At 50.9% G+C, this 10351-nt stretch carries 12 protein-coding genes; all 12 read right to left on the bottom strand.

Annotation, left to right across the window (positions count from 1 at the left end; all coding sequences use genetic code 11):
• Position 1: 1 nt before the first annotated feature.
• Positions 2-526, bottom strand: a complete 525-nt coding sequence (locus tag ACGHTT_RS00300) for an AraC family transcriptional regulator (protein WP_390592804.1) — start codon at positions 524-526, stop codon at positions 2-4.
• Between the two features lie 212 nt (positions 527-738).
• Positions 739-1719: an FAD:protein FMN transferase gene (locus ACGHTT_RS00295; RefSeq protein WP_390592803.1), complete on the bottom strand. Its 981-nt coding sequence runs from the start codon at positions 1717-1719 to the stop codon at positions 739-741.
• Entirely contained in the window at positions 1720-2499 is a 780-nt protein-coding gene (gene gspN / locus ACGHTT_RS00290) for a type II secretion system protein N (RefSeq protein WP_390592802.1), read from the bottom strand.
• Between the two features lie 29 nt (positions 2500-2528).
• A complete protein-coding gene (gene gspM, locus ACGHTT_RS00285; protein ID WP_390592801.1) occupies positions 2529-3026 on the bottom strand; it encodes a type II secretion system protein GspM in 498 nt (165 codons plus the stop codon).
• The gene (gene gspL / locus ACGHTT_RS00280) at positions 3023-4309 is read right to left on the bottom strand and encodes a type II secretion system protein GspL (RefSeq protein WP_390592800.1); all 1287 of its coding nucleotides are present in this window, start codon (positions 4307-4309) and stop codon (positions 3023-3025) included. The genes gspM and gspL overlap by 4 nt, the downstream gene beginning before the upstream one ends.
• Before the next feature lie 15 nt (positions 4310-4324).
• Complete coding sequence (gspK, locus tag ACGHTT_RS00275; protein ID WP_390592799.1) at positions 4325-5497, bottom strand: type II secretion system minor pseudopilin GspK; 1173 nt, start codon at positions 5495-5497, stop codon at positions 4325-4327.
• Positions 5497-6294, bottom strand: a complete 798-nt coding sequence (locus ACGHTT_RS00270; protein WP_390592798.1) for a type II secretion system protein GspJ — start codon at positions 6292-6294, stop codon at positions 5497-5499. The genes gspK and ACGHTT_RS00270 overlap by 1 nt, the downstream gene beginning before the upstream one ends.
• Positions 6287-6682: a type II secretion system minor pseudopilin GspI gene (gene gspI, locus ACGHTT_RS00265; RefSeq protein WP_390592797.1), complete on the bottom strand. Its 396-nt coding sequence runs from the start codon at positions 6680-6682 to the stop codon at positions 6287-6289. The genes ACGHTT_RS00270 and gspI overlap by 8 nt, the downstream gene beginning before the upstream one ends.
• Positions 6672-7196 (bottom strand): type II secretion system minor pseudopilin GspH, encoded by a 525-nt coding sequence (gene gspH / locus ACGHTT_RS00260; protein WP_390592796.1) that lies wholly within the window; start codon positions 7194-7196, stop codon positions 6672-6674. Before gspH ends, gspI begins: the two co-directional genes overlap by 11 nt.
• A 2-nt stretch (positions 7197-7198) precedes the next feature.
• Positions 7199-7645 carry a type II secretion system major pseudopilin GspG gene (gspG, locus tag ACGHTT_RS00255; protein WP_390595094.1) on the bottom strand — a complete coding sequence of 149 codons (447 nt, stop codon included), beginning with the start codon at positions 7643-7645 and terminating at the stop codon, positions 7199-7201.
• A 31-nt stretch (positions 7646-7676) separates the two neighbouring features.
• Positions 7677-8909, bottom strand: a complete 1233-nt coding sequence (gspF, locus tag ACGHTT_RS00250) for a type II secretion system inner membrane protein GspF (protein WP_390592795.1) — start codon at positions 8907-8909, stop codon at positions 7677-7679.
• A 4-nt stretch (positions 8910-8913) separates the two neighbouring features.
• Positions 8914-10347 carry a GspE/PulE family protein gene (locus ACGHTT_RS00245; protein ID WP_390592794.1) on the bottom strand — a complete coding sequence of 478 codons (1434 nt, stop codon included), beginning with the start codon at positions 10345-10347 and terminating at the stop codon, positions 8914-8916.
• Between the last annotated feature and the right edge of the window lie 4 nt (positions 10348-10351).

Genomic DNA, 10351 nt, shown 5'->3' with positions numbered 1-10351 from the left:
ATCAGTTATCCCATTCCTTGATATCAAACTCGGGTTGCATGCGCGCCGTCGAATCGGTGATGCGAACCTCTAACACCTTGGGATCTTCATCTTTATCGATGGTAAGCCTTGCGCCGCGCTTGTAATCCCGCCCATCAGGGCCCTGACCAACAAAAATGGCGCTAATTTCGTGGGCACCGGCTTTTAGGTTGCCCAAATAAAGACGCTGAACGCCGCCCCGAAACAGTGCATCCAGTTGTTGGGGGGTATAAAGGTGGCTCGCCACTAGCTGATCGTCCACCATCAGTTTCACCGAATCGAGGGTGAAAAACTTACCTACATCCATAGAGAGGAAAACGCTCATCTGGGTATTGGCGGGAAATAACAACTCTTCTTCGAGGATCAACAAGTCTCGGTTTAACTCCAACACCCGTTGCTTTAATGCCTCTACGTCACTGGCTTCCTGCGCTTGTGCGCTGGCGATTCCTAGCGCTATTGCACAGACTGCGCTTGCGCCCCAGTGCCGCCATTGGTTGCTTTTCAACATCCTTACTTCCCCGAACTTATTTCGTTATATATGCCAGATTAGGCCAAGGCCAAACCCAGTCGGCTAAAACATCGACACGGCACGCCAACTAGATTGACACAAAAAGTAGCTAGCTTACCGGTTCGCCCGTACAAAATCCTTGGAGTATCCCACATTTAGCGAATTCTACTCACCCTAACGCTTGAAACCTACCCGCAAGCAGGGCTTTGCCCTTAGTTCTCCGCAGGCGGCATTAAACCACTACTGAAATGCATTTTGCCGCTGGAATCGATAATTATTACATCGAAACCCGGCAACTGCTCGATCAAAGCCAAACCTTTTACCACGCCTAAGACAAATACCGTGGTTGAGAGGGGGTCGGTATCGAAGCCTTGTTGACCCAAAACCGTCACACTGGTGATACCTCGGGTGGCCTTGCCGGTTTGCGGGTTAATAATATGGTGTATGCGCTCGCCGGTCGCTTCGTCGACAAAAAACCGCTCGTAGTCACCGGAGGTCGATATGGCCGTGTTATCTAAAGGCAATTTAAGCGCCATCGCTTTTTCATCGCGCGGGTTTTTCACCCCGACTATCCAAGGTCGACCGCGCTTATCGCCCAGTAGTCGACTATCGCCACCGGCGCTAACCGTTGCATGAGTCACACCAAACCCTTGCAACACCTCTACCGCCCGATCGACTGCATAACCCTTAGCGATACCGCCCAAGTCGATGCGAATATCTGGGTGACCATAGGCTAGGGTTAACTTATCGAGATCTAAAGTCAGTAATTTGTAATTGATGGCCGGTAGTAAGCGCTCCCGATCGGCGTCGCTAGGTTGAACCTTGGCGCGATAATCATAGCTAAAGCCAACGGAGGCAAAGGTAATATCAAAAGCACCGCCGCTCAACTCACTGTAATAGATCGAGCGCGCAATTAGATCGGCCAGTGGCTCGCTGATCGCAATCGGTGCAGATGCAGCCTGTTGATTGACTTTATAGAGCTCGCTGGTTTCTATCCAAGGGCTTAGCCACTGATCGATACGGCGCATCTCGGCCATCACCGCCAGCGCTGCTTGCTCGCCTACAACAGCCTCGTCGTGCCATAAATACACACTGATTTCAGTGCCCATAATGGCATCGGTTTTATAGATCCATTCCGCCTGGCTGTTAAAAGACAAGCTCGCGAAGTACAGGACTAAGACAAAACGCAGCATTTAGGGCAACCGTGTTTCGATTAGATAAGCGCCATCCTTTTCCTCGAAGCCCATCATGGCCAAACCATTACCCCACTGTAATTGATAGGATTCGGACAATTTTAGGGTCGAGCGCAGATGCATTTCAAAGCCTTGATTGCCTAAACGCACGTCGGGCGCATTGGCCTGCCACTGTAAAGCGCCATCGTCACTGGCTAGATTAAAATCAAACCCTGTATTAGGTGCCGTGGCCGCGGATACGTGAAAGTTTAAATGGCCAAAATTTTGCCAGTTTTTTCCTATTAACACCGTTAAATTTTCAATTCGCCCAGCACCGGCCATCTGCTCAACCTGCGCGCCAGACAACTGCAGCTCATCTAAGGCCAGCATGACCTGACCACCAGCATCTAACGGCGCCATAAGCGCGATAAAACTCGCGGGAAAATTGATCCTCACGTTTTCGGCATACACATTACCGGCCGCTGAGGCGCACACTCGGCCGTTAAGTTGCTGAACACTCAGCTGAGTTTCCACCTTGGCACAGGCGTTTAACGCGAGTAACGACAGCGGCTCCAAGCGCCAAGACAGCTCGCCAATATCAAAAATGAGATTTCTGCCGCGTACCTTACCCATCTGCAAACGAGCAGATTTTGCACTACCAGCCCACAGGCTACCGGACACGCCCTGAAGCTGCAGCCCAGCCTGGGCGCCAAGATTCGCAACCAGCGTTGGCGGCGCGAGTAACAGCACCCAAACCAAAAGTAATGCAACACCTAGAACAACCCAACGCCAAATTTTCATAAACCGTTCACTTCTTTTTATTTCTGCGCCTAGCGCGTTTGTTCAAGTCGCGCCGTTAATAACACCCAGCCTTCTTTCTCGGTTGGGTTGATGGTCAGCTCGTTTACTTTTACACCCACCACAGCTTCCATCTCATACAGCCACTGCCAAACCGATTGCGTAGGTGAAGCTTCAAGGCGCACAAACACCTCACCTTGCTGACCCGGCTGAATACCGCGGATGGATAAGCCATACTTGCGCAGACTTACATCAATAATTTCGGTCATACTGGCGTTACTCGAACGCGCACTGGTATCGCCGGCCGACTTACTCGCCTCAAGCAGCGCCGCCAGTTGATCCACTTCAGCGTAAACTTGTTGGCTGCGCAGCAAGGTTTTTGCGGCGTCATCTCTCAGCCCATGAATCGGTTTTACGATAACCAACCACAGCAACATAAGCGCAATACAAAGGCCGCCTATCGCCAACAGCGTTTGTTCGCGCAGCGGCCTAGCAAAAAGAAATTCTGAAACAGGATTTTGGTTATTCATTTTCTAGTCACCTTCAAACGCGCCTGATGCACGCCCTGATTGACGTTAACGGATAACACCTCGGCGCCAAAGCCCTTGGCTTTAAAGTTTGCACTGAGCGCATCGACATCGGCCAACGCAAGCGCCTGAATAGTTAAGCGGAGCTCTTGGGCATCGTTAATAAACTGGAGGTTTTTCACTTCTACACCGTCGATCGCGGTAAGAACCGGGACAGCGTTTGATAAAATAAACAGCGCGTTACTCGCGTTGCCGGTGTTGCCTAACCGATCCACCTGGTTGCGCAACTGCTTGAGCGGATCACTAATAGCACCCACTGGCACAGCCGCGCGATAGCGATCGGTTATCGCTGCTTTAACATCTTCTGTGCGACTACTGGCAAGCTGCCACTCGGTTAACGCAACGGCAAGGTGTACCGCCAAACCGATGCCCAACAGCAGCGTCGGCAAACGCAATTGCGCCCACCAACGTGAGATAGGAATGCGCGGGAAAAAATAACCCACGGCTAAATTGACACTGTTAAGACTATTCGCCGCAAGCGGCGTCGATAACAGGCGACGCTTCTGCACCACAGCCTGTAACGCCCCGGGCAATTGCTGTGTTAGCTCGGCTAGGCTGTCATCTGACTGAGCCAAGAGTTCAATCTGACCTGGGACTTCGCGTTTAGCTAGCAAACTTTTAAAGAACAACGGCGCCACACCCAAAGCAACTGTGCCATAGAGGTTACGGCTAAAACGATAATCGATATGATCGTCTTTTAATAAAAAACTCCAACCACTTTCACCTAGCGTCGGCAATAAACAAGCTTCGCTGGTGACCAAACTGATGGAGATATTTTTTTCCAATAACGGCGTCAACCAACGACTGAGCAAGGCTTTATCCGCATAGGCGAGATCGACACTATCACCTACCAAAGTAGAAAAGACAAAATGCAGTTCTTCCACATCTTCGATAATGTCTTCTTCAAGCTGAAAAGGTATCAGCTTTTTATAGTGCCGCCGCTCTACTTCGCTCACCGTCACACGGCGGGTAACCACACTGCTAGAGGGAAGCACTACGACAACATGTGCCGGCAATAACGTAAACGCCTGTTGTAACTGCTCAACATCACCGTCCGACAAATCAGACCACTTGCCCTGCTGGTAGGTTTGCCATTGATAGGTTATAGCCCCTTCCGCTTCCTCAGCCGCCAAGGGATAAAGATAGAGCCCCTCTATTATTGCTTGCTCGAAAGCAAACTCAGCGGGTGCGTCGGTCGATGTCTGTGTCACTAATTCTGTTGTCATGATCTTCTACTTTTCTTAACGCTTACGATCATTCTTCGCGTCGTTATTGTCATTTTTCGTATTAGAACGACCACTGTCTGCGCCCTTATTATCACCGGTTGCGGCGCTTGAGGTTTTATCCATCAAGCTTTGCAAACTGGTGCTTTGGCCAGCGGCGTAGCGAGCAACTACTTTTACGTCGCTATCGTCTCTAAATAAAAGAATACGTCGGTTTACAATTTTGTCTTCTATTTGTACTTCGGTGTTTAGCCAAAAGTATTTGGAGCTCACGGTTAAATCGGACACATCGAGCGCCGTGCCCGGCAATATCGCGGAGAAATCCGGATTGGTCGCTAAATCACTGGTGGCAGCAAAACCACTTTCACCACGCCACGAAGAAAAACCTTCAAGCGCTTGCGCCTGTAAGGGCAATAAATCAGTCGGCGCATTGAGCGCTTGTAAAACACGCATCGAGCGCTCGGGCCGGATCGTATTAATATTTAGCTTGGTCTGATTACTTGGCAACACCACTAAAAAGGGCGAAATGGCCTGATAGATTTCCGGCGTAATACCTTGTACCAAACGCAATTCTTGCAGCGATTCCATCAATTCATTCGGTGGCACCCAGGTGACGCCCGCTTGTTGGTACTGCAAGGCCTCCGCGCCACCGTAGCCGATGGTGTCGTCGTCATTATCAATCCAATCGACCACAGCTTCGGTAATCGCCACCGCCAAACTCATATCGATAATCACCTTAGCCAAGGGATCTTCAGGGTCTGCTGTTACGCCATCAAAGGTTTGCAAAAAGCGGATAAAACGCCGCTGTGGTTCTGTAAAACGGCCTGGGTCCAGAGGATTAGACTGATTCTGAATACCCCCGTCCAAACTATTGATATTAATGAGCGCCTGCGCGTCGGACAGGCTGCCCATTAAACTGCCCCCCGGTATAGATTCGCTGACTGGGTACTTAGCCCAATCTTCTTCAGCGTGATCCGTGTCTGAATTTTTAGCATCATATTTTAAAACACCGATAGCAAAAGGCACCATCGAATCCGACCACAACTCTTGTTGGGCGCCATAAAAACCATTCACCGCGCGCGCCTGCACCAGTTGCATTTGGCTCGCATAGTTCACCGCTAAGCCGGCCACCAAGGCGACAATCAGTAAGGCCAATATCAACACTGCACCGCGCTGCCTAGAGAGCTGCATCAGCCATCAACTCCCAATAAAAAAACGCGCTTTATTTCGCCTAGCTCTTTTAACTCCAGTACAACCTCAACGGCCTGAGGCAAGGATGAGCTGCTCGGGCCCGAGGTGCGAGTCGCCGTGGTGGGCCATACGCTCGACCAGCTGCTCTCGGTTTCAAAGGGACTGCCCGGCACAAGGTATTTAACGGTGACATTGTTGACATCGGAAATAATTCGACGCGCCAAGGACACATCTTCGATATACACCTCATCGGTGGCCGGATCATCGCCAAATATTTCGCTATCTATGGGGCGAAAGAAGCGCCAAATGGCGCCTTGATGCCAGGCGTAAGTCACATGCTGTAAGTCGCTGCGCTGGGCTTGACCGAAGTTAACCCAATCAGCGCGCACCAAGCGCAATAAACGATGATCTTTGTCCAAGGTTTCCAACAAGTTTTTACGTTGTTGTTTTAAATCCCGAGTTTCGTAAACTTCACCATAGCCTTGAAAAGTATCGTCTTTGGTTTCTTCGGCACCCGCTAAACTCTGGCTCACTTCCTCGCCGATAAACTCAAATTTTCGGCCCACCCGCACCGAGCGCAAATCCTGTTCTATGGCTGAAAACAATCTTTCCACTTCAGAAAGCTGGTCGCCTAAACTTTTGCCTCGCTCCATGGACACGGTAGCCGAGCCGAGGGTTTGCACAGCTAAGGTGGCAATAATAGCGGTGATAAAAATCGCGATTAATACTTCGACCAAGGTAAAGCCATTGGTTCGATCAGAAGATTTTCTAGGTAAGCTCTGATTGAAATTATTCATTAAAAATAACCTCAACCGAGCTCAACGCTTCATCGGGCTCTAAACCTGCGCTAATCTCCAAGCGCTGCATATTGAAGCCTTGGCCGAGTACATCCTGAAAGTTTTTCGCCGTCATTTTCCAATACCAGCGCACACCACCCAGCTCTACATCACCGCTTTCGGAATCGGATAATTTACCCTTGCCTTGCTTCTTCCAAACCGCGTACTCGGCCACCTTGTTTTGCACCACGTAGAGCGCTAGGGCTTTATTGCGCAACAGGGCCTGGCTATCGCCTTGAGATTGCATCTGCCCCAGTAGCGCCGGCAAGGCAATGCCGATAATCATCAAGGCCACCAACACCTCAACCAAGCTGAAGCCTTTTTCACGCTGGCTGTTTTTAAGGTTCATAGCTATCTGCCTGAACCAGATCGCCGGTGACATCGATGGCGATATAACCGATAGGCGCATCTTGATAACTCAGACGCATCTCGAAATTGGAAATTTCACCGCTGCCACTAAAAATCACTTGCGGGGTTTCGGCTTCTTTCGTGATATCGACCGGCTCTTCGTCCAACCGAAGCTCTAGCGCTAAGCCTTCTGGCAAGGTCAGCTCGCTAAAGGGTTGCTCGGCCGGCACCCAGGTGCCAGCCCGGTAACGAAACCAGTTAATGGTGACTGTAGGCTCTATTTGGCCGCTGTATTGGCCGTCAAATTGACTACTGAAAAGTAATCCAATCAGGTCGCCCTGCAGCGCTGCGCTCTCATCGGCAAAGCGCAACAATTGATAATAGCGGTCGATTTCTTGTCGAACTTTCCGCTCTTCACTGCCGCCCAAGTTAAAATTCACCATACCGATGGCGAGCCCTATGATTAGCAGGACCACCATCAGTTCGATGAGTGTAAAACCTCGGGCATGCGTCACAGTTAATTTTGCTCGTCGAAGTCGCTCATGCTCATCCAATTGCCCACATCGGCAGCCTGACCTTCACCGCCGGCAACGCCATCGGCGCCCAGGGAATAAATATCTATTTCACCGTGCTCGCCCGGGCTTAAATATAAATACACATTGCCCCAAGGATCTTTCGGCAGAGAGCTCAAATAGCCGCTGGCGGGATAGCGCTTTGGCACCGGATCTAAACTGGGCTTTGTCACCAGTGCTTCCAGGCCCTGCTCGCTGGATGGATACATAAAATTATCCAAGCGGTAGGTCTTTAACGCCGTTTCAATCGCTTTAAAATCGGCAAAGGCTTTTTGCGTGCGCGCGCCGTCAGCTTTGTCGAGTACATTGGGCGCAACGATACTGATCAACAAGCCCAGAATCACCAAAACCACCATAATTTCAATCAAGCTAAAACCTTGATTCCGTTTCATTTTGTTCATTAACACACCTCAGACTTTCGGTTTAAACCATTGTGTTCATTTCGAATATCGGTAGCAGAATTGCCATCACAATACCGGTCACTAAGATACCCATCACCACCACCACCATAGGCTCCATGATGCCGAGCGCGGCGGCTAAGCGCCATTCCAACTCGCGATCCATGTTGCGCGCAGCGTGCTCAAGTTGTTTATCTAAGTCGCCGCTGGATTCACCGCTCGCGGTCATCTGCACTAACAGCGGCGGAAACAATTTGGTTTTTTCCATGGCGCGCGACAAACTTGAACCCTCTTGTACATCGACGGCTAATTTTTCACTGGCCTTGGCCATCACCGCGTTAGTCATAACTTGGGTCGAAATTTTGATGGCGTCGAGTAAGGGCACACCGCTGCCGGTGAGCAAGCTCAAGGTTGAGGCGAAGCGCGCAGAATTTATTTGCGCGCTGATTTCACCAAACACCGGCAAGCTTAAAATAATGCCGTGCCACTTCAGTGTGCGCGACGGCTTTTGCAGCCATTTTTGCAAACCCATAATGGCGAGCAATAACGCCAATAGCGTCCACAAGCCCCAATTGCTTAAATAGTTACTCACGGTAATCAACACCGTGGTTAAGGTGGGTAGCTCGCGGTGGCTGTGGGCAAAAACAGACGTAAGTTCAGGCACCACGAAGGTCATCAACATGGCGATCACACCCATGCTCACCACCAATAACACCACCGGGTAAATCATGGCCATGCGCACCCGCTGGCGTGTTTCAAAGGTTGCCTCGGTATAGGCGGCGAGTCGCTCTAACACCGGCCCTAAATAACCGGCACTTTCACCGGCGCGCACCAAGGCGCGATACATGGAGTCGAAGGCGTGCGGCGCCTCGGCCAACGCTTGGGCAAAACTATGACCTTCGAGTACGCGCGAGCGCACGTGCAAAATCATTTCTTTGAGATTTTGCTTGCGCTGCTGGTTGGCGGTACTTTGTAGCGCCTCTACCAAGGGCATGCCGGAATTCAACAGCGACGACATTTGCCGCGTTAACACCGTTAATTCTGAATCTTTAATACGCCGATGAAACTTGGGCATGCGAAACGAAAAAGACAGCGCTGGTACGTCGCGCCCCATGCTGCCACTCGCGACTTTAACGTTGATCGGCTTTAGATTTCGACCGCGCAATTCGGCGCGCACACTGCGCTCGGAGTCACCCTCCACAACGCCTTTTTGCTGACGGCCGTTTTCATCGATGGCTTGATAAGAAAATGCAGGCATGGGCTTAACTCAAGGTGGTCACGCGTAGCACTTCTTCTACGCTGGTTTCACCGGCCAAAATGCGCGCTTTACCGGCATCTAAAATTGACGGGCTAAACTGGCGGGCATAGGCCAACATGGTTTGCTCGCCCGCCCCCTCGTGAATTAACTGGCGCATCTGCTCGTCAATAATGATGTGCTCGTAGATACCGACCCGACCGCGATAGCCAGTTTGGTTACATTTTTCGCAACCATTTGCAGAAAAAATTTCGCCCTCAGGTGCAAAACCTAACTGCTCGCACTCCGCCGGTGTTGGCGTATGGGGTTTCTTGCAGGCACACAGACGTCGCACTAAGCGCTGAGCCATAATTAAATCGAGGCTAGAGGACAACAAGAAGGCCTCAACACCCATATCCAATAGGCGGGTAATGGCACCGATCGCGGTATTGGTGTGCAAGGTCGACAGTACCATGTGACCAGTTAATGACGATTGCACGGCAATACTCGCCGTTTCACCATCGCGAATTTCACCGATCATGACCACATCCGGATCTTGCCGCAGTATGGCGCGCAAGCCGCGCACGAAGGTCATATTGGCCTTACTGTTAACTTGGGTTTGTGCAATGCCTGGCAACAAATATTCCACTGGGTCTTCAATGGTCATGATGTTGCGCGAGCGATCATTAATCTCGGTGAGGCCAGCATAAAGACTGGTGGTTTTACCCGAACCCGTGGGCCCGGTAACCAAAATAATACCGTGCGGTTTTTGCAGCGAACCGGCGAAGGCTTTGTGGGTTTTTGCCGGCATATCGAGCTGGTGTAATTTCAACGCCCCCGCGGCCTGATCCAAAATACGCAATACCGCGCGCTCACCATAGGCAGACGGTAAGGTGCTGACGCGGATATCAATGGTGTGACCGGCCAAGGTAACCGACATGCGACCATCTTGCGGCAAGCGTTTCTCGGCGATGTCGAGCCGCGCCATAACTTTAATACGGGAGTTAATGAGTGGCGCTAACTGCGCTTTCGCCTGCAGCACCTCATTCAATACACCATCGACGCGAAAGCGAACCGCAACGCGATCTTCACAGGGCTCCAAATGAATATCGGAGGCCTTGGCCTTAACTGCTTGCGCCAAAATAGCGTTGATTAAACGGATCACCGGGGCATCATTATTGCCCGCCAATAAATCGCCTTCTTCTGGAATGTCATCAACCAGCTGCGACAAATCCATATCGGCAACCGCTTGTTGAGCGGCATCCGAATCATCGTGATAGACATCTTTCAAACGCTGTTTGAAATCGATATCGGCAATTTCAACAAAGTTTAACGCCGTGCCGTAATGGCGTTGTAACTCGACGATGACCTGATGATTAACGCCGGCTTTGTGCAGCAGTTCATCGCCGGCGAGCAGCACGCCATGGGTTTGCGCAAAACTAAAAGGTAGAAGCTCTCTCATTGCA

The organism is Simiduia litorea (assembly GCF_042853465.1).
In the GTDB taxonomy this organism is placed as follows: Bacteria; Pseudomonadota; Gammaproteobacteria; order Pseudomonadales; family Cellvibrionaceae; genus Simiduia; species Simiduia litorea.
This window is presented reverse-complemented; position numbering and strand designations above follow the sequence as displayed.

Bases quoted from the DNA above. Each gene is read 5' to 3' on its own strand.
- ACGHTT_RS00300 (WP_390592804.1), bottom strand. From the start codon at position 526: ATGTTGAAAAGCAACCAATGGCGGCACTGGGGCGCAAGCGCAGTCTGT.
- ACGHTT_RS00295 (WP_390592803.1), bottom strand. From the start codon at position 1,719: ATGCTGCGTTTTGTCTTAGTCCTGTACTTCGCGAGCTTGTCTTTTAAC.
- gspN (WP_390592802.1), bottom strand. From the start codon at position 2,499: ATGAAAATTTGGCGTTGGGTTGTTCTAGGTGTTGCATTACTTTTGGTT.
- gspM (WP_390592801.1), bottom strand. From the start codon at position 3,026: ATGAATAACCAAAATCCTGTTTCAGAATTTCTTTTTGCTAGGCCGCTG.
- gspL (WP_390592800.1), bottom strand. From the start codon at position 4,309: ATGACAACAGAATTAGTGACACAGACATCGACCGACGCACCCGCTGAG.
- gspK (WP_390592799.1), bottom strand. From the start codon at position 5,497: ATGCAGCTCTCTAGGCAGCGCGGTGCAGTGTTGATATTGGCCTTACTG.
- ACGHTT_RS00270 (WP_390592798.1), bottom strand. From the start codon at position 6,294: ATGAATAATTTCAATCAGAGCTTACCTAGAAAATCTTCTGATCGAACC.
- gspI (WP_390592797.1), bottom strand. From the start codon at position 6,682: ATGAACCTTAAAAACAGCCAGCGTGAAAAAGGCTTCAGCTTGGTTGAG.
- gspG (WP_390595094.1), bottom strand. From the start codon at position 7,645: ATGAAACGGAATCAAGGTTTTAGCTTGATTGAAATTATGGTGGTTTTG.
- gspF (WP_390592795.1), bottom strand. From the start codon at position 8,909: ATGCCTGCATTTTCTTATCAAGCCATCGATGAAAACGGCCGTCAGCAA.
- ACGHTT_RS00245 (WP_390592794.1), bottom strand. From the start codon at position 10,347: ATGAGAGAGCTTCTACCTTTTAGTTTTGCGCAAACCCATGGCGTGCTG.